At 72.8% G+C, this 22,068-nt stretch carries 21 protein-coding genes and 2 tRNA genes; 13 read left to right on the plus strand and 10 right to left on the minus strand.

Annotation, left to right across the window (positions count from 1 at the left end; genetic code table 11):
• The 6 genes from rfaE2 to A3CO_RS39505 all read right to left on the minus strand — a co-directional run.
• Positions 1-1,494, minus strand: a 1,494-nt coding sequence (gene rfaE2, locus A3CO_RS36825; RefSeq protein ID WP_169510944.1) for a D-glycero-beta-D-manno-heptose 1-phosphate adenylyltransferase, incomplete at its 3' end; no start/stop codon positions are given.
• Positions 1,491-2,114, minus strand: a complete 624-nt coding sequence (locus A3CO_RS0113225; protein WP_018332729.1) for a D-sedoheptulose-7-phosphate isomerase — start codon at positions 2,112-2,114, stop codon at positions 1,491-1,493. The genes A3CO_RS0113225 and rfaE2, both read right to left, overlap by 4 nt.
• Positions 2,111-3,409 carry a glycosyltransferase gene (locus tag A3CO_RS0113230; RefSeq protein ID WP_051085944.1) on the minus strand — a complete coding sequence of 433 codons (1,299 nt, stop codon included), beginning with the start codon at positions 3,407-3,409 and terminating at the stop codon, positions 2,111-2,113. The genes A3CO_RS0113225 and A3CO_RS0113230 overlap by 4 nt, the downstream gene beginning before the upstream one ends.
• A gap of 189 nt (positions 3,410-3,598) precedes the next feature.
• Complete coding sequence (locus tag A3CO_RS0113235; RefSeq protein WP_018332731.1) at positions 3,599-4,645, minus strand: glycosyltransferase; 1,047 nt, start codon at positions 4,643-4,645, stop codon at positions 3,599-3,601.
• A 51-nt stretch (positions 4,646-4,696) separates the two neighbouring features.
• Positions 4,697-5,752, minus strand: a complete 1,056-nt coding sequence (locus A3CO_RS0113240) for a glycosyltransferase family 9 protein (protein ID WP_157647532.1) — start codon at positions 5,750-5,752, stop codon at positions 4,697-4,699.
• Positions 5,743-6,261 (minus strand): D-glycero-alpha-D-manno-heptose-1,7-bisphosphate 7-phosphatase, encoded by a 519-nt coding sequence (locus A3CO_RS39505; protein ID WP_018332733.1) that lies wholly within the window; start codon positions 6,259-6,261, stop codon positions 5,743-5,745. Before A3CO_RS39505 ends, A3CO_RS0113240 begins: the two co-directional genes overlap by 10 nt.
• Before the next feature lie 180 nt (positions 6,262-6,441).
• On the opposite strand from A3CO_RS39505, the gene A3CO_RS39510 reads away from it, so the two are divergent.
• Genes A3CO_RS39510 through A3CO_RS0113265 form a run of 4 tightly spaced genes read left to right on the plus strand, consistent with a single transcriptional unit; the run spans position 6,442 to position 9,591 of the window.
• The gene (locus A3CO_RS39510; RefSeq protein ID WP_018332734.1) at positions 6,442-6,891 is read left to right on the plus strand and encodes an ATP-binding protein; all 450 of its coding nucleotides are present in this window, start codon (positions 6,442-6,444) and stop codon (positions 6,889-6,891) included.
• Positions 6,888-7,715, plus strand: a complete 828-nt coding sequence (locus tag A3CO_RS0113255) for an RNA polymerase sigma factor SigF (protein WP_018332735.1) — start codon at positions 6,888-6,890, stop codon at positions 7,713-7,715. Before A3CO_RS39510 ends, A3CO_RS0113255 begins: the two co-directional genes overlap by 4 nt.
• A 2-nt stretch (positions 7,716-7,717) precedes the next feature.
• Positions 7,718-8,719: a glycosyltransferase family 9 protein gene (locus tag A3CO_RS32040; RefSeq protein WP_018332736.1), complete on the plus strand. Its 1,002-nt coding sequence runs from the start codon at positions 7,718-7,720 to the stop codon at positions 8,717-8,719.
• Entirely contained in the window at positions 8,716-9,591 is an 876-nt protein-coding gene (locus A3CO_RS0113265; RefSeq protein ID WP_084681831.1) for a DUF1206 domain-containing protein, read from the plus strand. The genes A3CO_RS32040 and A3CO_RS0113265 overlap by 4 nt, the downstream gene beginning before the upstream one ends.
• A 68-nt stretch (positions 9,592-9,659) precedes the next feature.
• Here A3CO_RS0113265 and ligD read toward each other — a convergent pair whose 3' ends face one another.
• Positions 9,660-10,658, minus strand: coding sequence for a non-homologous end-joining DNA ligase (gene ligD, locus A3CO_RS0113270; protein ID WP_018332738.1), 999 nt, complete (start codon positions 10,656-10,658; stop codon positions 9,660-9,662).
• Between the two features lie 243 nt (positions 10,659-10,901).
• On the opposite strand from ligD, the gene A3CO_RS37515 reads away from it, so the two are divergent.
• The 8 genes from A3CO_RS37515 to A3CO_RS0113310 all read left to right on the plus strand — a co-directional run bounded on the left by A3CO_RS37515 (position 10,902) and on the right by A3CO_RS0113310 (position 17,508).
• A complete protein-coding gene (locus A3CO_RS37515) occupies positions 10,902-11,096 on the plus strand; it encodes a hypothetical protein (protein WP_018332739.1) in 195 nt (64 codons plus the stop codon).
• Positions 11,097-11,200: 104 nt separating this feature from the next.
• On the plus strand, positions 11,201-13,216 hold the full coding sequence (locus A3CO_RS0113280; protein WP_018332740.1) for an SDR family oxidoreductase: 2,016 nt from the start codon (positions 11,201-11,203) through the stop codon (positions 13,214-13,216).
• The gene (locus tag A3CO_RS0113285) at positions 13,213-14,841 is read left to right on the plus strand and encodes an AMP-binding protein (RefSeq protein ID WP_018332741.1); all 1,629 of its coding nucleotides are present in this window, start codon (positions 13,213-13,215) and stop codon (positions 14,839-14,841) included. The genes A3CO_RS0113280 and A3CO_RS0113285 overlap by 4 nt, the downstream gene beginning before the upstream one ends.
• Before the next feature lie 69 nt (positions 14,842-14,910).
• The gene (locus tag A3CO_RS0113290; RefSeq protein WP_018332742.1) at positions 14,911-16,002 is read left to right on the plus strand and encodes an acyl-CoA dehydrogenase family protein; all 1,092 of its coding nucleotides are present in this window, start codon (positions 14,911-14,913) and stop codon (positions 16,000-16,002) included.
• A 111-nt stretch (positions 16,003-16,113) separates the two neighbouring features.
• On the plus strand, positions 16,114-16,722 hold the full coding sequence (gene orn / locus A3CO_RS0113295; protein ID WP_026204573.1) for an oligoribonuclease: 609 nt from the start codon (positions 16,114-16,116) through the stop codon (positions 16,720-16,722).
• A 120-nt stretch (positions 16,723-16,842) separates the two neighbouring features.
• Positions 16,843-17,229, plus strand: coding sequence for a cupin domain-containing protein (locus A3CO_RS0113300; RefSeq protein WP_018332744.1), 387 nt, complete (start codon positions 16,843-16,845; stop codon positions 17,227-17,229).
• A 71-nt stretch (positions 17,230-17,300) separates the two neighbouring features.
• A tRNA-His gene (locus A3CO_RS0113305) sits at positions 17,301-17,373 on the plus strand.
• A 62-nt stretch (positions 17,374-17,435) separates the two neighbouring features.
• Positions 17,436-17,508 (plus strand) — tRNA-Lys (locus A3CO_RS0113310).
• A gap of 555 nt (positions 17,509-18,063) precedes the next feature.
• On the opposite strand, the gene A3CO_RS0113320 is transcribed toward A3CO_RS0113310, so the two are convergent.
• The 3 genes from A3CO_RS0113320 to A3CO_RS0113330 form a co-directional block, all read right to left on the minus strand.
• Positions 18,064-18,261 carry a hypothetical protein gene (locus A3CO_RS0113320; protein WP_018332745.1) on the minus strand — a complete coding sequence of 66 codons (198 nt, stop codon included), beginning with the start codon at positions 18,259-18,261 and terminating at the stop codon, positions 18,064-18,066.
• 57 nt (positions 18,262-18,318) lie between these two features.
• Positions 18,319-18,633 (minus strand): hypothetical protein, encoded by a 315-nt coding sequence (locus A3CO_RS0113325; protein WP_018332746.1) that lies wholly within the window; start codon positions 18,631-18,633, stop codon positions 18,319-18,321.
• A gap of 109 nt (positions 18,634-18,742) precedes the next feature.
• Entirely contained in the window at positions 18,743-20,410 is a 1,668-nt protein-coding gene (locus A3CO_RS0113330; protein WP_157647534.1) for a hypothetical protein, read from the minus strand.
• 1,403 nt (positions 20,411-21,813) lie between these two features.
• Between A3CO_RS0113330 and A3CO_RS0113340 the strand changes: the two genes are divergently transcribed.
• The coding region (locus A3CO_RS0113340) for a helix-turn-helix domain-containing protein (RefSeq protein ID WP_026204576.1) at positions 21,814-22,068 on the plus strand (255 nt) is incomplete at its 3' end.

Genomic DNA, 22,068 nt, shown 5'->3' on the forward strand with positions numbered 1-22,068 from the left:
AGACGGAGCGGAGCGGAGCTCGACCGGTCGATCGGGAGACGGAGCGGAGCGGAGCTCGACCGATCGGTTGGCGGCGGCGAGCAGCCGGGTCGACGAGCGCCCGGCGTGGTACGGGACGGCGACGACCTCGCCTCCCCAGGAACGGACCAGCGGCGCCTCGGGGAGGTCGTCCGCCGCGTAGTCGCCGCCCTTGACCCAGACGTCGGGGCGCAGGCGGGCGATGAGGGCCTGCGGGTCGTCCTCGGTGAACACCGCGACGGCGTCGACACAGCCGAGGGCGGCGAGGAGTTCGGCGCGGTCGGCCTGGCCGACGACCGGGCGCTCCGGGCCCTTGAGCCGGCGCACCGAGTCGTCGGAGTTGAGGCACACGATCAGCACGTCGCCGAGCGCCCGCGCCGCCGCGAGGGTGCGCGCGTGCCCGGCGTGCAGGAGGTCGAAGCAGCCGCCGGTGGCGACGACCCGCCCGTCCCGACGACGGGTCGCCTCGGCCAGGGCGACGGCCGCGTCGGCGTCGCCGGGGGTGGCCGGCCGATTGTGAGGGGAGGATTCGAGCGCTCTTGCGGCACGAGGGTTCCCCTCACGCGGGAGGGCGGGGTGGGCCCACGTGCCGGCCCTGCGGCGGACGGCGCCCGCTCCCCCGCCGCCGACGAAGGCCCCGGCCGCCGCGACTGCCGCGGACACGGCCTCGTCGGGCGCGGCCCCGTCGGCCAGGGCCAGGGCGGCCGCGGCGGCGAACCGGTCGCCGGCGCCGCACGGGTCGCCGCCGGTCACGGGCACGGCGGGCACCACGGCGTTCCCGGCCGCAAAGCGCAGCAGCGCGCCGTGCGAGCCCGCCGTGACGACGACGGCCTCCACGCCCCACCGGCCGCGCAGGTCCGCGGCCGCCCGGGAGGCCGCGGGCAGCCAGTCGGGGGCCCCCGCGGCGCCGGCCTCGGCCAGGTTCGGGGAGACGAGCGTCGCGCCGGGCACCGGGTCGGAGCCCTTCGGGTGCGGGTCCCACACGAGCGGCAGCCGGCGGGCCGTCGTGGTGAGCAGCTCGCGCAGCGCGGGGTCGGCGGTGACGCCGCGGCCGTAGTCGGCGACGAGCACCGCCCCGGCGTCGGCGAGGGCGTCGGTCACGGGCGCGAGGTCCCACGGCCCGGTGCCGAGGCCACCGGTGTCGAGGCGCAGCAGCGGGCGGTCCCCGGCGAGCATGCGGGTCTTGCGCGGCACCTCACCCGTCGTCGGGAGCCCGACCACGTCGACGCTGCCCGCGAGCAGCTCGCGGAGCCGGGCCGACCCGTCGTCGACACCCAGCGGGGCGACGAGCCGGACCGGGCGGCGGGACGAGAGCGCGGCGAGCAGCGCGGCGAGCGCGGCACCGCCCGGGCGGGGCCGCTCGGCGTCGGCGTCGAGGACCGGCACCGGGGCGTCGGGGCAGAGGCGGTTGGCCGACCCGTCGACGTCCACGTCGAGCAGCGCGTCGCCGATCACGACCAGGGGCGCGAGTGTCATGCCACCGACCTCCCCAGCGTCGAGTCGACCATCTCGCAGAGCAGGTGCACGGCCACGAGGTGCGCCTCCTGCACGGACGGCGTGACGCCGGGCAGGCAGATGGCCTCGTCGCTGGCCTGCGCCAACGGGTTGGGCGCGGGTCCGGTGATCGACCAGACGGTGACGCCGAGCGCGCGGGCGACCTCGGCGGCCGCGAGCAGGTTCTCGCTGCGCCCGCTGGTCGAGAGCAGGATCAGCACGTCGCCGGGGCGGCCGTGCGCGCGGACCTGCCGGGCGTAGATCTCGACGAAGCCGTAGTCGTTACCGAGCGCGGTGATCGTCGAGGTGTCCGCGTGCAGCGCGAGTGCCGAGAGCGGCTCGCGCTCGCCGCGGTAGCGCCCGACCAGCTCGGCGGTGAGGTGCTGGGCCTCGGCGGCGCTGCCCCCGTTGCCGGCGGCGAGCAGCCGTCGGCCGGCCGAGAGCCGGTTCGCCAGCTCCGTGCCCCACGCCGCGAAGACGGGGGCGTGGGAGCGGACCGCGGTCAGCGTCGCGGCGAGGCCGTCGAGGTGGCGCCCGACGACGAGCTCCGGATCCGGACCGGCGCCGGTGCGCGTGGGTGGGGTGGCGGGGACGGTGCTCACGAGCGCACTCCCGTCAGGTCGGCGACGGCGGGCGCGGCCGGGGCGCGGGTGTCGAGCACGTCGCGGTAGACGGCGACGGTCGCGGCGGCGACGCGGTCCCAGGCGTAGTGCTCCATCACCCGCGCCCTCCCGGCCCGCCCGAGCCGGGCGCGGGCGGCGGGGTCGGCGAGCAGCGAGGCGATGGCGCGCCCGGCGGCGTCGGGGTCGCCGGGCGGCACGTGCAGGCCCGTCACCCCGTCGACGACGGTGTCGGCGAGGCCGCCGACCTCCGCCGCGACGACGGGTCGGCCGCCGGCCATGGCCTCGAGCGGCACCAGGCCGAAGGGTTCGTAGGTCGGGAGCTGCACGACGACGTCGGCGTCGCGGATCAGCTCGGGCACGGCCTCGGGGCCGACCCGCCCGACGAAGCGGACCCGGTCGGCGACGCCCTCGGCGGCGGCCAGCGTCTGCAGCCGCACGACCTCCGGGTCGCCCGCCAGCTCGGCACTCTCCGGCCCGCCCGCGACGACGAGCTCGGCGGGGGCCGGCACCCGGGCCAGCGCGCGGATCGCGGTGTCGACGCCCTTGCGGGGCACGAGTCGCGACACCGTGAGCACCCGCGGCGGCCCCGGCCGCCGCGCCCCGTCGTCGGGGGCGAACCGACGGACGTCGACGCCGCAGGGGACGACGTCGACGTTGGTCGCCGGGACGCCCAGGGCCAGGAGCTCGCGGACCTCGTCGGCGCAGGTGGCGACCACGCGGTCCACCTGGGCGCCGAGGTCGGACTCGAGCGCAACGCGGGACGGCGGGCTGGTGTCGGCGGCGCCCTGGTGGCGGCGCTTCACCGCGCCGAGCGCGTGGAAGGTCTGCACCACCGGCACACCGAGGGCGCGCCCGGCGTCGAGCGCGGCCAGGCCGGACATCCAGAAGTGCGCGTGCGCGACGTCGGGGCGCCCTCCCGCTCCCCCGTCGCTGCGCTCGCCCCAGGGCGCCGACCACCGACGTCGCAGGACCGCCCCGAAGGCGTCCATGTGCTCGAGCAGGTCGTCCTTGCCCAGCTCGACGGCCGGACCGGCGGGCACGTGGTCGACCACAACACCCGACGTCAGGCGCACCTGGTCGGGGGTGTGGGGGTCGGTGCGTCTGGTGTGCACGACGACCTCGTGGCCGAGGTGCGCGAGCGCCTCGGCGAGGGCGTGCACGTGGACGTTCTGCCCACCGGCGTCGACGCTGCCGAGCCGGCCGTGGCCGGTCCCGGGCACGTCGGGGCGCACGGCGAGCGGGCTCGCGTGCTCGGAGACCATGGCGATGCGCATGGCGATGTCCTCCTGGGTACGCGCCGACACGCCGACGCACCGCCCGAACCGGGGCGACACGCGCAGAGCGGGAGGGAGCGCACGACGGTCGTGGATGTCGGGTCGGCGACCGTGGGCTCAGGACGCGACCGGGTGAGGCCGTGCGGGGTCGTGGTCGGGGACGGGCCGACGGTGGCCCGACCGGAGGACTTACAGCGGAACCGCGGCGTCGAGGCCGCTGCGGACGGACGTGACCGGGCCGCTCGCGGCGCTCTCCGCGAGCACGTCGTCCCAGTCGTCGAGGAACCGGCTCACGGCGAACCGGGTGGTCGCGATCTCGCGGGCCCGCGCGCCGTGGACACGGGCGAGATCGGGGTCGGCGCGGTAGGTGCGCAGGGCGTCGTGCAGGACGGAGAGGTCGGTCGCCACGACACCGGCGTCGGACGGGACGGACACGGCGGCCTCGGCGGTGGCCAGGCCGACGACGGGCAGCCCGAGCATCATGGCCTCGATGAGCGCGAGACCGAGGGAGGTCCACCGGATGGGGTGCAGGTAGACCCGACGACGGGCCAGCTCCGCGTGCATGCGGTGCTGCGGGAGGTCACCGACCACCCGGACGTCGGGGTGGTCCACGGCGCCGGGCAGCCGCTCCGTGCCGATGCCGAAGACGTCGAGGCCGACGGTGTCGGCGAACCCGGCCAGCAGGTCGGTGCCGGTGACCCGGTGCCGCCGCACCGGCTCGTTCACGACGACGGCCGCCCGGTCGAGCTCTCCGGTGTAGCGGTGACCCGGGTCGAGCACGCCGTGCTCGACGACGCGGACCGGGGCCCGCCCGCAGTCCCACATGAGCGCGTTGAAGTGCGTCACGTGGACCACCGGAATGTCGTCACGCTCCGCAACCGGGTGCCGCGTGGCCGGGGCGTCGCCGCGGGGCGTGTTGTGCTCCAGCCACACCGCCGGGAGATCGACTCCGGGCCGCCGCCCGGTCCAGCGCTCGACCAGGTCGATCTCCTCGCGGCGCTGCAGCACCACGACGTCGATCTCGTCCGCGCGGGCCGCGAGATCGTCCGGCGAGCACTCAAGGGCGGCATCGGGCCAGGTCCAGGCGGCTGGACGGCCCCCGCCCCAGGGGCCGCGCTCGGGCAGGGTCGGCAGCAGGTAGCGGTGCCGTCCCTGGACGAAAGCGGTGGACCACGAGCCGTGCACGTGCCAGTGCAGCACCGTCAGCGACGGCGTCGTGGTGGGGCTGGAGGTCACCGGCGAGGAATCCCTTCGGCTTCGACGTGGTAAACGCGTGCCGAGAAACTACTACTCCCCGTGACCACCGGCAGGGCAACTGCCCCTGACCAGGGACGACACGGCTCGCACGACCTCATCGGCCCCCACCGAATCGAGGCAGGGATGGCCGGGGACCGGACAGAACCGGGCCCGGGTGCCGCGGCACGGGGCGTCCTGGTCGCCGAGCAGGACGTGCGGCACGCCGTAGGGCGCCCACCGCCGCGCCGGCACCACCGGGGCGAACAGCGAGACCACCGGGGTGCCGACCGCGGCGGCCAGGTGTGCGGGCCCCGTGTTCCCGACGACGACGGCCGCCGCGTCCCGCAGCACGGCCGCCAGCTCGGTGAAGCTCGTGCGCCCGCCGAGGTCGGTCCCGTCGGTGCCCGCCACCTCGGCGGTGAGCGCCGCCTCGGCCGGCGAGCCGGTGACGACGACCCGCCAACCGGCCGCCGTCAGCGCCGTCACGGCCTCGGCGCACCGCGACGCCGACCACGCGCGGGCGGGCACGGACGCCCCCGGGTGGACGACGACGTACCGGCCCGTCACCGGCGACGCGCCCGGCTCCCGGACGCGCAGGCGTCCGTCGTCCGGAACCTCGAAGCCGGCGCGCGCCGCGATCGCGAGGGCGCGTTCGGGCTCGGGGAGGTCGTCGTCGAGGTCGGTGGTCGGGTCGAGCGCGGGGTCGCCGGGACGCAGCCGGACGTCGAGCAGGCCGCCCGGGAAGTCGACCGACGCCGCCGAGATCCGCGCGACGCCCGCCATCCGCAGCACCAGCGCGGTGGGCAGCGGCGACTGGTGGAAGGAGGTGAAGACGACGGCCTCGTCGGCCTGCAGGGCGGCGAGGCGCGCCACCGTGGCGGCCACCGACTCGGGGGTGACCGGCGGGGCGTCGCCGTCGACCCACCCGCAGTGCCACACCACCACCTCGTCGACGCCGGAGAGCAGGGCCGCCGCCTGCCGCCCCTTGGGCCCGACGACGGCGACGACGGAGTCGGCCCGCGCCGCGATCGCCCGGATCGCAGGACCGGTCAGCAGGACGTCGCCGTCGGAGTCGAGGCGGACCGCGAGCACGCGCACTAGGGGCATCCGAGCAGGTCGAGGGCGTGCAGCAGGTCGCGCGCGACGAGCGGGGCGGCCGCGATCTCCGCGCGCCGGGTCACCGGGGTCGGGACGAGCACCGAACGCGCCCCGGCGGCGGCCGCCGCCCCGACGTCCGCGGCGATGTCCCCGACCACCGCCACCTCGTCGGGCGCCACCCCGAGCGCCCGCGCGGCGTCGAGGACGAGCCCGGGGGCGGGCTTGCGGCACCGACACCCGTCGTCGGGACCGTGCGGGCACCACGCCCAGACGCCGATCGGGCCCAGCAGTTCCTCCACCCGGGCGTTCACCGCGTCCACCTGCGCGGGCGTCAGCACGCCGCGGGCGATGCCGGACTGGTTGCTCACCACGCCCGTGCCGAGCCCGGCGGCGCGGAGCCGGTCGAGGGCCGGGCGGGCGGTGTCGACCGGGGCGACGAGCGCCGGGTCGCCGTTGTAGGGCACGTCGTGCACGAGGGTGCCGTCGCGGTCGAACAGGACGGCCCTCAGCGCGCGCACGGCGGGGAGGAGACCACTTCTCGCCCGGCCGTGCACGCCGTCGACCGGTTTGTGGGGGGAGGCCCCGGGTACACGACCCGCGACCGAGATGGCGGGGGGTGTGGCCCACGCCGCGGAGCCGGGAGCTCCGCCGGGCCCCCGCGGAGCACCGGGGACCGACGTGGTGGTCAGGACGAGGAGGTGCTCGTGGCGCGGCCCGATTCGATTTGGCCCTACGGGGACGAGCCTCCCCCCGAGGACGTCGAGGTCCGCGTCCCGGCGCTCCCCCGGTCGGTCGTGACGATGCGCACGGTCGCGGCCGATCTGGCTGCGCGCGCCGAGTTCACGCTCGATGCTGTGGCGGACCTCCGGATGGCTGTCGACGAGGCCTGCTCGAGCCTGGTGTCGCTGGCCCGGCCCGACACGAAGTTGACCTGCACGTTCATCCTCGACGAGGAGCGCATCACGGTGACCGCCTCGGTCTCGACGTACGGCCCGGAGCGGCTGCCCACGGACTCCTTCGGATGGCGCATCCTCACGACCCTGGCCGACGATGTCCGCATGCTCTCGGCGACCGGTGACCGGAACGGCGACCCGTTCCGCCTGACCCTGCGGCTCTCGGTGCGGCGCCTCGGGACCGTGCTTTCGTGACGGCGAGCGACACCGGGACCGCCCCCGCGGACCGGTCCGAGCGACGCGAGCGCAAGGGATCCCGCGGCGAGTACGACCACCTGATGCCGAAGCTCGCCGAGCACGCCTCCCTCGAGCCCGGCTCCCCCGCCCGGCTGCGGCTGCGCGACGAACTGGTGCGCGGCCACCTCCCGGTCGCCCAGCACATCGCCCGCCGGTTCGCCCGCCGCGGCGAGCCCGAGGAGGACCTCGAGCAGGTCGCCACGCTCGGGCTGATCAACGCCGTCGACCGGTACGACCCGGAGCGCGGCACCGACTTCCTGTCCTACGCCGTGCCCACGATCACCGGCGAGGTCCGTCGGCACTTCCGCGACCAGGCGTGGTCGATGCGCGTCCCGCGCCGGCTCAAGGACCTCAACGTCACGCTGTCCTCGGCGATGGGCCAGATGTCCCAGACGCTGGGCCGCGCGCCGACCGCCGCGGAGCTCGCCGAGCACCTGAGCCTGCCGAAGGAGGACGTGCTCGAGGCGCTCGAGGCGTCCAACGCCTACCGGTCGGGCTCGTTGGACGAGATGCTCGTCGACGACCCCGACTCCGGCACCGTCTCCGACCTCCTCGGCGAGGCCGACGCGGCCCTCGAGAAGGTCGAGTACCAGCAGTCGCTCGCCCCGCTGCTCGCCGCGCTCCCCCAGCGCGAGCGCACGATCATCATGCTGCGGTTCTTCAAGAACATGACGCAGTCGCAGATCGCGGCCGAGGTCGGGATCTCGCAGATGCATGTCTCACGGCTGCTGGCCCGCACGCTCATGCAGCTGCGCGACGGGCTCGGGGAGAACGCGCGCTGACGGTGCACGTCCTGCGGGACCTCGGGCTCGGCGACCTCCTGGTCGCCGTGCCCGCCCTGCGGCTGCTGCGCCGTGCGCTGCCCGACGAACGGTTCGTGCTGCACGGGCCGGGGTGGGTGCGGGACGTTCCGGGGTTCCCGGTGGTGCCCGACGATGTCAGCGGTGGCACACGGCTGACACCTGACGTCAGGACGGCGCCACTCACACTCGTGAACCTGCACGGCCGGGGGCCGCAGAGCCACGAGCGGCTGGACGCCCTGGCCGAGGGCCGACCCGCCGTCCGGATCGGGCACGCCGCACCGGGCTGGGACGGCCCGCCCTGGACCGACGACCCGACGCGGCCGGAGCGTCGACGCTGGTGCGACCTGCTCGCCGCGTGCGGGGTGGTCACGCCCGACGAGGCAGCGGCCGGCGCGGACGACCTCCGCCTGCCCGTGCCGCCCCCACCCGTCGTCGGGATCGATCCTCGGGTCGAGCTCCGCTCCGCTCCGTCTCCCGGATCCGTGGTCATCCACCCGGGCGCGGCGTTCGGGGCGAAGCGGTGGCCCGTGGAGCGCTTCGCCGCCGTCGCGCGGGCCGTGGCGGACGCGGGGCACGACGTCGTGGTGACCGGAGGTCCGGACGAGACGGCCCTGACCGGCGCCGTGCCCGGGCGCGACCTGGCGGGGCGGACGTCGATCGGCGAGCTGTGCCGGCTCGTCGCACACGCCCGGATGGTGATCGCGGGCGACACGGGCATCGCGCACGTCGCGACCGCCTACGGGACGCCGTCGGTGACCCTCTTCGGGCCGGTCGGCCCCGAGCAGTGGGGCCCGCCCGCGGGCGACCCACGGCACGTGACGCTCACCGACGCGTCGGTCCGGCGCGGCGAGCGCTTCGCCGACGAGCCCGACCCGGCCCTGCTCGCCGTCGGGGTGGACGACGTCCTTCGGGTGGTCATGCCACAGCTCACAGTCACGTCACAGGGACAGGCCGGAGATCCAGGGGTACCACTGACGCCATGAGCATCGTGCCCGCCTCTGCCGTGGGCGACGGGACCGTGCTCGATCGATCGGAGTCCGAGGAGTTGCGCGACGCGCCCGCGTGGATCGAGGCGATCGGCCGCGTCGGACTCGTCGCCTACGGGCTGGTGCACCTCGGCATCGGGGTGCTGGCCGTCCGCATCGCCGCCCTCGGCCCGCGCTCCGGGCACGGCGAGGACGGCGCCCACGCCGACCCGCGCGGCGCCGTGGCCCTCGTCGCCGCCGGGGGCGGGTTCTTCGGGCGCTGGCTGCTCGCGGCCGCTGCCGTCGCCCTCGTGGCGTTCGCGTTCTGGCAGCTCCGGGCGGCCGCCGTCGGCTTCTGCTGGGCGAGCCCCGAGGATCGCTGGCGCAAGCGGCTCGGTGCGGCCGCGAAGGCCCTGGGTGTGCTCTCGGTGGCGTACCTCGCCGCCGAGTTCGCGACCCGCCTGCAGGGCCGCCGCAACGCCTTCCAGGAGACCGTCCGCGAGGTGTTCAGCTACCCCGTCGGGCGGTGGGGCGTCGGCATCGTCGGGCTGATCGCCATCGGCATGTTCTTCGCCATGACCTACACCGGGGTCCGCGCGACGTTCATGGGCGACCTCGTCGCCGCCAAGCTCCCGGGTCACCGGCGCACGGTGACGCTGGTCAGCGGGTCGGTCGGGAACCTCACGCGCGCTGTTACCTTCGGCGTGGTCGGGGTCCTGACGACGGGCGCGGCGCTCGACGACAGCCCCGACGCGATCGGCGGGGTCGACGTGGCCCTGCGGACGATGGCGGCCCACACCCTCGGCGCCGCCGTCTTCGTGATCGCCGGGCTGGGCTTCGCCGCGTACTTCGTCTACTGCGTGATGGACGCGTACGCGCGGCACCCCTAGGTGGGCTGCGCCCCGGTGAGTACTTTTCCGTGCTCTGACACGGAGAAGTACTCACAAGGCGGAGCCACCTACGTCTCCCGCACCACCTCGCGCGCGTCCTTGTCGTCGCGCAGCCCCTGGTAGCGGGGGTGGCGCAGGCGGCCGTCGGAGGTCCACTCGCCGAACCCGACCTGGCAGACCAGCTCGGGGCGCACCCAGTGCCGGCCGCGTTCGCGGGGCGCGTCGGAGAACGGGTCGACGTCGGAGGCGAGCGGATCGAGCTCGGCGCGGAGCATCCGCAGGGTCGGGTCGTCGAACCCGGTGCCGACCTTCCCGGCGTACCGCAGCACCCCGTTCTCGTGGTAACCGACGAGCAGCGCGCCGAGGACGCTCCGGGAGCCCGACGGGTCGGTCCACCCCCCGATGACGAACTCCTGGTCGCGGACGCACTTGAGCTTGCGCCAGTCGTGGCTGCGGCCCGTCGCGTACGGCGCGTCGAGGCGCTTCGCGATCAGTCCCTCCCACCCGTCGGCACAGGCGGCGTCGCGGAGCTGCAGCGGGTCGCCGTCGAGGGCCTCGGACACCACGACCACCGGCGGGTCCGGCCGCACCACCGTCTCCAGCAGCGCCCGGCGCGTGGTCAGCGGCAGGCGGGTGACGTCGAGGTCGTCGAGGACGAGCAGGTCGAACAGGTGGCACTCGACGGCCACCCCCGTCGCCCGCGCCCGCCGCGGGTCGGACAGGTGCATCCGGGCCTGCAACGACCCGAACCGCCCGTCCGCCGCGATGATCTCGCCGTCCAGGACGAAGCGTTCCGGACCCGCCGAATCGAGCGCGTCCACCACCTCCGGGTAGCTGGCGTCGGCGGGCTTCCGGTTCCGGCTCCACAGCCGCGGCCGCTCCCCCCGCTCCCGGGTCGCGATCACCCGCACCCCGTCGAGCTTCCGCTCGAACGACCAGCCGTCCCGGGGCGGCGGCGGGTCGGTCGGCTTCGACAGCGACGCGAGCATCGGCGCCCGGAACCCGGCGTCCGGGGCCCGGCGCAGGGCCCGGACCTGCTCGGGCGGGAGGTTGGCGAGGTCGACCACGCGCCCTGCGTACCCCCTCGTCGGGACGCCCGGCCAGCCCTGACGGGTGCATTCCCGACGACGGGTCGCGACGGCTCCTCGTCGATGGCTCCTCCGACGCGTCCGGTGCCACGGATCGGCCACCGACGACCGGGCCGGACGACCGTGGCGACCTGCTGACGTCCGACGTCAGCGGTGGCACACGGCTGCCACCACCGGCGGCCCCACCGTTTGGAACCCGCCCCGATTGCCGACTCCGCACCCATGACCGACCCCTCGCAGCGCGCCGCGGACCTCGAGCAGCAGTACGTGAACGAGTACGAGGGCACCGAGGAGGAGCTCACCGGGCTCGACCCGGACCGGTCGGAGCAGGCCCAGACCAAGGACCGGGTCGAGGCGGTCGCAAAGGACGAGGACGCCGAGGACCACGTGGAGAAGATGGCGGACGGCGACCGCTGAGGTTGCCCCGATCCGACCACAGAACGTACCGCCGGTAGCCGGACGACGACGAACGGAGCGTTCGGCGTAGCGCGAGCGGGTGTCTCGTGCCACGATCCTCCGCCATGCGCTACCTCGTTACCGGCGGTACCGGGTTCCTCGGGCGCGCGGTCCTCGCCCGGTTGTTGGAGCGCGAGGACTGCGAGGCGGTCTACGCGCTCGTCCGTCCCGGCTCGGTGCAGAAGCTCAAGCGCCGCACCCGGGACCTCGACGGCGCGGACAAGCTCGTCCCCGTCACCGGTGACCTGACCAAGGACCGGCTCGNGCTCGACGACGACGCGGTGGACGAGCTCGCCGGGCAGGTCGACGAGGTGCTGCACCTCGGCGCGATCTACGACGTGACCGCGGACGAGGAGGCCAACCGCTCCGCGAACGTGGACGGCACGCGGAACGTCGTCAGTCTCGCCGCGGAGGTCGGGGCGCGGTGCTTCCACCACACCTCGAGCGTGGCGGTCGCGGGCGAGCACGAGGGCGTGTTCACCGAGGACGACTTCGACCTCGGCCAGCGCTTCGGCAACCCGTACCACGAGACGAAGTTCGCGGCCGAGAAGATCGTGCGCGAGGAGTCGACGATCCCGTGGCGGGTGTACCGGCCCGCGATCGTGGTCGGCGACTCGCGCACCGGCGAGATCGACAAGATCGACGGCCCGTACTACCTCATGGGTGCGATCAGCGCGCTCGGCCGGCTGCCCGGGTTCCTGCGGCTCCCGGCCCCCGAGCTCGGCGCCACGAACATCGTGCCGGTCGACTACGTGGCCGACGCCATGGTGCGGCTCGTCCACACCCCCGACCTCGACGGGCGCGCGTTCCACCTGGTCAACCCGCGTCCCCAGCCGCTGTCCGAGATCTACAACGGGCTCGCCGGGCCGCTGGGCGCGCCGAAGCTCCTCCCCGTGCTCCCACCCGCCGTCGGGAAGGCCCTCACGCGGGCGGCGGGCGCGGCGGCGGACACCGACGCCGGCGGGTCGACGCGCGACATCGCGCTCGCGGAGTTCGACATCCCGCCGGAGGTCCTGCCGCACCTGACGTTCCCGTGCGTCTACACCGCCGAGGCGACCGTCCAGGCCCTCGACGGGATGACCCCGCCGGAGTTCGCCGACTACGCGCCCGCGCTGGTCCGGTTCTGGCGCGAGCACCTCGACCCGAACCGGGCGCGCCGGCCGCGGCCCGGACCGCCCCTGCTCGGACGGCGGGTCGTCATCACCGGCGCGTCGAGCGGGATCGGGCGCGAGACGGCGATCCGGGTCGCCCGCAACGGCGGCGTCCCGCTGCTCGTGGCGCGCCGGCAGGAGGAGCTCGACGAGGTCCGCCTCGAGATCGAGCGCGAGGGCGGCCAGGCGCACACCTACACCTGCGACATCACCGACGCGGAGTCCGTCGACGCCACGGTGAAGTCGATGCTCGCCGACCACGCGGGGCCCGACACCGGCATCGACATGCTGGTGAACAACGCCGGCCGCTCGATCCGCCGCTCGGTGAAGCTGGAGCTCGACCGGTTCCACGACTTCGAGCGCACGATGGCGATCAACTACTTCGGCGCGATCCGCCTGACGATGGCGCTGCTGCCGCACATGATCGAGCGGCGCTTCGGCCACATCGTCGACATCTCCTCGATCGGCGTGCAGACCGGGCCGCCCCGCTTCTCGGCCTACGTCGCGTCGAAGGCGGCGCTCGACGCCTGGGCGCGGATCGTCGCCACCGAGGTGATCGGCGACGGCGTCACGTTCACGACGGTGCACATGCCGCTGGTGCGCACCGACATGATCGCCCCGACCAAGATCTACGACGCGTTCCCGACGCTGTCCCCCGCGGAGGCGGCGGACATGGTCGTGACCGCGTTGATCGACCGCCCGAAGCACGTCGGCACCGCACTCGGCACGCTCGGCGCGGTGTCGGCGGCGTTGACCCCCCGCATCGTCGACGTCGTCATGCACGTCGCCTATCGCGTGTTCCCCGAGTCACGGGCGGCCCGTGAGGGTAGTGATGCGAAGACCCCCGGCGAGGACCGTGCCCTGCAGGCCGGTCCCCTCTCGCGCGGGGCACAGGCCTTTGCCCGACTTCTCCCTGGAGTGCACTGGTGAGGACGCCGTTCGGAAGCCCGACCGAGCTCGCGACGGGTGTCCGTCTGCTGATCGGAGCGGGGGTCGTCGCCCCGATCGCGCCCCACCGGGTGGTGAGGTTCCCGGTCGCGCTCTACCGCTACGGCTTCACCCCGACCACCGCCTACACCATCGGCGCGTGGCGGCACCCGAAGCAGGTCGCGATCATCGACGACCGCGGCACCCTCACCTACGGCGAGCTGCACGAGCGCACCGACCGGCTGGCGCGGGCGCTGGCCGACCGGGGCGTCGGCCCCGGCAGCAGGATCGCGGTGCTCTGCCGCAACCACCGCGGCCCGATCGAGACGATCATCGCGGCGTCGAAGATCGGCGCCGACGTGGTCCTCATGAACACCGGGCTCTCGACGGGCCAGATGCGCTCCGTCGCGGAGGAGCAGGAGCTGACGAGCATCGTCGTCGACTCCGACCTCGCCGACCGGCTCGACGAGGTGCCGGAGTCGGTCAAGCGCATCGGTGGCTGGCAGGACGCCGGCTCGGGCTGCTGGGGCGACGACACGCTCGAGGGCCTCATCGCGGTCGACGGCTCGAAGGAGCTCCCGACGCGGCCGCCGACGGGCAAGACGATCGTGCTCACCTCCGGTACCACCGGCACGCCGAAGGGCGCCGAGCGGCCCTCCGTCGGCGGCATCGGCCCGGTCAACGCGATCCTCTCCCGCATCCCGCTGACCGCCCGCGAGCCGGCGCTGGTCTCGGCCCCGCTGTTCCACACGTGGGGCTTCGCGGCGTTCCAGATCGGCTCGCTCATGGGCTCGACGCTGGTGCTGCGCCGCAAGTTCGACCCGGAGGACGCGCTGCGCCAGCTCGCCGTCCACCGCTGCACGTCCATGTTCGCGGTGCCGGTGATGCTGCAGCGGATCCTGGAGCTCGACGCCGACGTCATCGCCCAGTACGACACCTCGTCGCTGCGGACGGTCACCGCGACCGGCTCGGCCATGCCGCCGCACAAGGTGACCGAGTTCCTCGACACCTTCGGCGAGAAGCTCTACATGCTCTACGGCTCCACCGAGGTCTCGTGGGCCTCGATCGCGAAGCCGGAGGAGCTGCGCCGGGAGCCGGGGACGGCGGGCCGGCCGCCGGTGGGCACCGAGGTCAAGATTCTCGGCGACGACGACCAGGAACTGCCCGCGGGCGAGACCGGGCGCATCTTCGTCGGCAACGACATGCTCTTCACCGGCTACACCGGCGGCCGCGGCGAGACCGAGGTCGTCGACGGCATGCTCGGCACCGGCGACCTGGGCCACTTCGACGACGACGGCCTGCTCTTCATCTCCGGCCGGGCCGACGACATGATCGTGTCCGGCGGCGAGAACATCCACGCCGGCGAGGTCGAGGGCCTGCTCGGCAGCATGACCGGCGTCAAGGAGGCCGCCGTCGTCGGCGTCGAGGACGAGGAGTACGGCCAGCGCCTCGCGGCCTACCTCGTGCTCGAGGACGGCGCCAAGGTCACGGCCGACGAGGTCCGCGACCACGTCAAGAACCACCTCGCCCGCTTCGCGTCCCCGCGCGACGTGGAATTCCTCGACGAACTGCCCCGCAACCAGACGGGGAAGGTCGTCAAGAAGGAGCTCGGGTCGACATCGTCGTGACCTTTTCGTAGCTTTTTCACCTGATACAACGGTTCTCGACTCCCCCTCCCCGCAGGAGAACCTGAGGTCATGAGTGTCCACCCCCCGGACCTGACGATCGGTGCCGATCCGCTCGCGCTCGCGCGCGGTGCCGCCGAGATGCTGCTCGAGAACGCCGCGGACAGCGACGACCCGGCGATCGGCGTCCAGCGCTGCCTCTTGCGCTGGCTCGCCGCGCAGGGGCTCTACGGGGTCGCTGCGCCCCGGGAGCTCGGCGGGCTCGGACGCGACGAACGCACCCTGGCCGAGGTCGAGGAGATCCTCGCCGGGGCGGACGCCGCGACGTGGTTCGTGCTCACCCAGCACCGCACGCCGCAGAAGCTGACCCTCGACTCGTCGCACCCCGCGGCCGAGCAGTACCGCGAGGCACTCTCCCGGGGCGACGAGCTCGGCGGGATCGCGGTGGCCCACCTGCGGCGGCCGGGTCCGCCCGCCATCCGGGCCGTTCCCGACGGCAGGTCCGGGTGGCGGTTCACCGGTCGGGCCGAGTGGTGCACCGGATGGGGCCTGGTCGACCTCGTGCTGATCGCCGCGGTCGCCGACTCCGGCGAGGTCGTGTTCGCCCTGCTCCCCGCGCACGAGCGGCCGGGGCTCGTCGCCTCGGAGCCGTACGCGCTCGCCGTCATGGGTGGCACGCACACCGTGGGGCTGCGCCTCGACGACGTCGCGGTCGCCGCCGACGAGGTGGCCGCGGTCGTGCCGCTCGACGAGTGGCGTCGCCGCGACGCGGGGACGGTGGTGGACACCAAGCCCGCGACCCTGGGCCTGCTGCGCCGCGTCATCGACGAGACGCTGCGCACCGGGCACGAGCGCGACCGCCCGGCCGCCGTCGACGAGGCGCAGGCCCTCGCGACGACGGCGTGGCCGCTGCGTGAGCGGGCCTACGAGCTGCGGTTCTCCCCCGACAAGGACCGCTTCGTCGACGAGCGCCTGGAGCTGCGCGGCCGCATCGCGGAGCTCACGGTCCGCGCGGCGGCGGGACTCGTGGCCGCCCGGGGCGGGTCGGCGATGTACTCGTCGTCGCACGAGCAGCGGTGGTCGCGCGAGGCGATGTTCCACCTCGTGCAGGCGCAGACCGACGACGTACGCGCCGCGCAGCTGGCGGCGTTCTCGGGGTGCTAGCCGCCTCGTCCGCGCAAGCGATGCGTCGTTGCTGGCACCCAGTGGCAGGGAAAGCCACTCCGTCGATCACCGCTCGCGCCGCGTACCGCCGAGATCAGTAGGGTCGGCGACGTGAACGGACGGTTGGTGTGGATCGACTGCGAGATGACCGGGCTCGATCTCGGCAAGGACAAGCTGATCGAGATCGCGGCGCTCGTGACCGACCAGGATCTCGTCCCCCTCGGTGAGGGCGTCGACGTGGTCATCCACGCCTCCGACGAAGACCTCGACAACATGCCGCAGGTCGTCGTCGACATGCACGCGAAGTCGGGGCTGACCGAGGAGGTCCGGGCGTCGTCGGTGACGCTCGAGGAGGCCGAGAAGCTCGTCCTCGACTACATCCGCGAGCACGTCCCCGACGCCCGCTCCGCCCCCCTGTGCGGCAACTCGATCGCCACCGACCGGGGCTTCATCGCGCGCGACATGCCGGAGCTCGACGGCTACCTGCACTACCGCATGATCGACGTCAGCTCGATCAAGGAGCTGTGCCGGCGCTGGTACCCGCGCATCTACTATGCGCAGCCGGAGAAGGGCCTCGCGCACCGAGCGCTCGCCGACGCGCGCGAGTCGATCCGGGAGCTCGAGTACTACCGCCGCACCGCGTTCGTTCCTCTCCCGGGCCCGACGACGGACGAGGCGCGCGCCGCGGCCGCCGACGTGATCGACGCCGACCGGTCCTGACGGCGGGTGTCGGCGGCCCGCTGACACCGGACGCGGAGGTTTCCCACCTCCGTCCCTCGGGCCACCCGGTCCGGTCCGCCTCGAGCCCCGGGGACTGCACCTCCGACCCCGGGAGGTCCGATGTCGCTCCTCACCGCCGCCGTCGACCAGCCGTGGGAGACCTGGGACGACCCCGTCCGCGGCCACCTGCGTTGGTGCCTGCTCGACGGCGGGCTCGACCCGGCCCCGCACGCCGTCACCACCGGCGTCCTCGACCTGGCGCCCGGTGACTGGCTGGGCCGGCACCGGCACGCGGCCACCGAGCTGTACTTCGTCGTGTCCGGCTCCCCGGTCGTGTGGCTGGACGGCCGCGAGACGGTGGTGGCCGCCGGCACCCACGTCCGGCTGCCCGGCGGGATCGAGCACGGCCTGCGCGCCGTCGACGACCCGGTCCGGGTGCTGTTCTCCTTCCCGACGACGGCCTTCGCGGACGTCGTCCACCGGTTCCGCGACGACCCGACGGCATGACCCGGTGGGAAGTGACTCGACGGCGGCTTGTAGTCTCTGAGTCGTCGCCGGGACGCCGGCGGCCGCCAATGGTGGGTGTAGCTCAGCTGGCAGAGCACTGGGTTGTGATCCCAGGTGTCGCGGGTTCAAGTCCCGTCACTCACCCGGACGACAGCGGTACCCCCACTGTCGGATCGGAAGATCAGCAGTGTTAGTCTTCTGGTCACGCGCCGTTAGCTCAATGGGCAGAGCAAGTGACTCTTAATCACTGGGTTCGGGGTTCGAGTCCCTGACGGCGCACCCCACATGAAGGCCCTGACCGCGATGGTCAGGGCCTTCGTGATGTTCAGGCTCTCCAGCCACCCGCCCCTCCCCCGACTTCAGTGGCGCAGCGGTCCCCTGAGGGCGCTTCGCGCCACTCGCGTCTGGACGACCCGAGCCGAACGAGGGCGTGCAGCGCGGGTCGCGGCCGGGAAGAACAGCTCGGGGTCGGTGTCCCGACACGCGGCGCTCGCGCGCCAGTCGCTGGTCATCGGTGCCACCTCCTGCTCGTGGTGGACGGGACTGGTCCAGGACGACCCACCGGACCGGACCCGCCGTCGGGAAGACCCCGGTCGGACCCGGGGCCGTGGGTGGAGGTGCCGTGCCGCCTCCACCGCGCCATGGGCGCGGCGGGGCCGCCGAGGCTCGCGGTCCAGGGCCGGAGACGTCCGGTCGCGCAGCGACGCCGCAGGCGCCCTCGACCGGAAGAGCGGCCGCGACAAGCTTCCGGAGCCGACCGCTCGCGTCGCCAGAGGTGACGTCCGCACACCCCACGGCCAGCGGCCCTGCGCGCACCGATGACGCGGCGGCCGGTCACTGTTCGCCGCCGTTGAGAACCGGGGTCGTCGCCTGGTCGACGGTCGACATGACCTTGCCGACCGCTCCCGGCACGGCCTGGCCGACGGGCGTGCCGATAAAGAGCACGAGCGCGATGAGGGAGAACACGACCGCGCCGGAGGGCGAGCGGGTCTTGGCGCAGATGAAGGCGCCGAGGATCGCGAAGAGGATCACAGCCCGATGCCGCTCATCAGGCGCCCTCGGCCGCAGCGTGGGTGTCCGGGTGGGTCATCACCGAGGCGGGGTCGGAGCCGGCCGGCGAAGATGGCCTTCTCGGGTCGCGGACGTGTCACGCGCGAGGTAGCGCTTCAGGTCGCGGTCGAGCTTCGTGCTCCACCCACCCTCGACGCTGACCAGCAGGACCGTGTCGTCGTGCTCGCCGAACCATGGCCGGCCGTAGGCGTCGCGGTCCAGGTCTCCTCTAGGGCTGGTGATTCGCAGGCGCGGGTAACCGCGCTCACGCAGCACTGCCAGTGCGACTCGCTGGAGCACTCGACCCTCGGTCAGCTCCACCAGCGCCTGCCGCGGCGTGTCGCGCAGGCACACCGGCCCCTCCCCCGCCCGCCGCCCTCGCCGAGCGCGCCTACGGCACCCGTCGACTGCCGTAGGACCTGACTGCCGATAAGTGGTGCTTTCCGACGAAGACCGATCTGGGTCAAACGATCAAGCCTGCGGCGCGAAAGGCGCGTACCTGATTGGCGTCCGACATGGTGTGCCCACGCTCGAGACTCTTCAAAGTCATTTCTGCCCCGTCGAACCGGTCGGCGTGAAATGTCGACCAGTGTCCGCAGTCCCGGCAGGCACGGCCGATCAGGTACGGCCTCAGAAGAAGTAGACCGGTCTGGGTTCCAAGATAGAGACTGCCACTATCGAGCTGGAACTCCGTCTTCAGCTCACGAGTTGCGACGACCGAATGGTCACCGACGAGATCGCGCGTCTGCGCCGTGCCCACCCCCTCGATGCTGTCCCAAGTCGTTGAGTCGACGGCGTGGAGCGGGGTCTCAGCCATGAAGAACGCTGCGCTGTACATGGTGCGCAGATCACCCAAAGCTTCCTGCGTTTCTTGCTCTAGCGCTGTCGGACGTCGAAGATGGGCGTAGTCGTCGCGGCGAGACTTCATCGATCGAATAGCCTGCTCGGCAGGCCCATCTGCTAGGAGGTCGCCGAGATCATGCAATACGTGGCGTTCTGGGGCCGCTGACCGGAGCGTACGGGATGTGTGAACCTCCGAAAGGATTGTGAGCCAATCGCCGAAGCTAGGCCCGCTTCGTCGACTGCTTAGCTTATCGGTCACCGATGTCATGGCGCCGATCGATCGGCCGACGTCACGAGCTGCAGCAAGAGCAAGATTTGCTAGTAGGCACAGAACGACCTCGGCGGCCTCCAGAATCTCACTAAACGCCTGATGGACCGTTCCGGCAGACAAGTTTGCTTCCACCGTGCGCCACCGATAAGAGAGAGGGTGGGGAAAGCGGGTGCGGATGCCGGTGGAGAAGTCGTCGATCGACGATGCAGCCTCGGCGCGCAGGCGGAGGTTTCGGCCAGTAGCCACAATGTGGGCGTGCGCCTCTGTCGGCGTGCCCTCCTCGAAGGCGGACGAGATCACCTCGCGCGCTGTGAAGCTCCACGCCTCGAACTTCTCCTTCGCATCCTCAATCTCTCGGACGGCAGCTGCAAGAGCAGAGTCCGGCTGGGGGAGCCGCATACTCTGGAGGCCTAGGCGAATGTGCCCACCCAGCGTGGACGCGGCCATGTCATGCAATGTCTTACAGTGCTTGGAGCCGAGGTAGGCGAGCGAGACCCTGACGGCCTCCGTCGAAACGTCGCCGTGCGGTCGCAGAACAACGACACCGGAAGCCGGAGTCGCAGGGTCATCGAGGTGCGTGTAGCGCGCGAAGATGAAACGCTGATGCTTTGGTGCGAGGATCTCGCGGAACACGAGGTCGCCCGACACCAGAGGCGGCGCGAGATCGGTCTGCTCGACCCACCTCGTGTGGTCGTCGGCGTCCGCGATAGACCCGTCTTGCAATACGTCGCGCCCACCGAGGAGCCGCACCATTCCGGCCGGCGCGGAAGTGCCAACGGACATAGGCAAGTCCCGAGGCACTCGGCCACGAATAATTTGAAAGACGTCTGTGAGCTCGCGTGTGACTGGATAACGATGGAGCTCCTCCTCGTGCGCCCTCGCCTCGGGCGAGTTGGCACGAAATCCGAGCGGCGCCCCAAGTGAGATCGCTTCACGTAGGACATAGCCGAAGCGAGTGCGCCCACCCGCGCGACGCAAGAGCAAGTCGAGGTCATCGAAAATTTCCTGCGCCGCCACTCGTGCAGACGGTACCGTAAAGAACCTAGTAACGTGGACGTTTGCCGCGGGCAACGACGTCCAGGCAGTCACGGCCAAGCGAAAAGATGAATGAAGCATCGGAAGACCAGCATCACCGACCTCCACTATTGCTGCAGGGTGCCACCTTTTACCCATGACTCTGCGGAAACTCGCGGACCCTGGGCTGTCAAGAGTAGTGGCTGGCGTCACTACGACGAGGCATGCGCCAGACGCGGGGGGCGTGACGCTAGCTATAAGGTGCTCGGTCAATGAAGAACGTCCGGGAAGCTCACTCTCCGCCTCGCGAAGCTCGGTCTCGGTCTCGGGCCGTCGAAACGAGGCGAGCACGATAGTCGGTCCTTGAGCTAGGGACCGCTCGATCTCAGGGACCATGTCGCCGAGGCGCGGCACGGCCTTCAGCGAAACGTCTTCTGTCGCCTCGAAAGGAGTCCAGCCCTTCAGCGGATGGCCCCCGTGTTGGACGACCGCAGGCCGCCCTGCGTCGCCCGATGTCCTTGCGACCTTTAATAGCAGTGCCTCAAGTAGCGGAGTACTCGTCAAAATCGCGGTTCCGTTCTCGGGGTGGCAGCGGACGACCGGGGGCTACACGTGCTGCGCTCAGCCTGTCACGGGAGGGACGCTCGACGGGCCACGCCGCGCGACTGTGGGATGCGGCTGCGCGATGCACGATACGGCCACCACTCACCGGAAGGCCTTATGCACGGGGCTGACGCTGGTTGAGCCTGCCAGCGAGCCCCTGCTGGTCCTTCGCTTGTACTGCGATCGGACGGCCGGGCGAGCTGCCGGCAGGAGTTGACCACGACGGTGAAGCGCGGGCGGTTCGGCCGTTCTGGGGGTACTGCAGCTCGGGATCAACGGGCGAGGCTCACGCCAACTGACTCGAGATCGGCAGTAGGGATCTGAATCCAGCCCTCGATCGCGGCATGGGCCACCTCATCGGGCGGAATTGGCTCGACACGGCCCTCCGCCGCGCACGTCGCTACGAGTGCTGCCAGGAGCACGTCGAGCCGGTCCGCTCGGGCGTCGGACACCAGGTCGACGACGCTAGCCTCCATGTCGCTATCCAGGTGCGGTCGCACACGAGAGCGGCTGAGGATCGTGCGAGCCATCCGTTCCCTGGCCTGGACCTGGTGAGCGTCGGTTCCTTTGTACGAACCCGCGTGCAGCTCCCATCGCCGGGCAGCGATCCCTGCCTAGACCTCCCACGATCGGTCCGCTCCGTCGCGTACACACGACGCGCCCAATGCACGCTCGTGCGCGCCGAGCAGCCGTGATGTGTGGCGTCTCAGGACCTGGTTGACACTCTGGCATCAGGAGATGCTTGACACCCTTCCCTCCGGATGATCTTGTTCCCGCGCTCTGTCGGAGCGGGAGGAGATCGGGTGGGTGAGGGCGCCGACTGGTGGGTCGAGCAGCGGTACCGGGCGGTTTTGGAGGTCCGGGACGGGGCGCCGGTGGCGGAGGTCGCCGACCGCTACGGGGTGTCCCGGCAGACGGTGTACGGGTGGCGGCGGCGGTTCGACGAGGCCGGGGTGGCNGGGCTGGCGGACCGGTCACGGCGCCCGCACCGCAGCCCGTCGCGGACCCCGGCGGCGGTCGAGGCCGAGATCGCCGGGCTGCGCCGCGAGCACCCGCGC

The organism is Actinomycetospora chiangmaiensis DSM 45062, from assembly GCF_000379625.1.
Taxonomy (GTDB): domain Bacteria; phylum Actinomycetota; class Actinomycetes; order Mycobacteriales; family Pseudonocardiaceae; genus Actinomycetospora; species Actinomycetospora chiangmaiensis.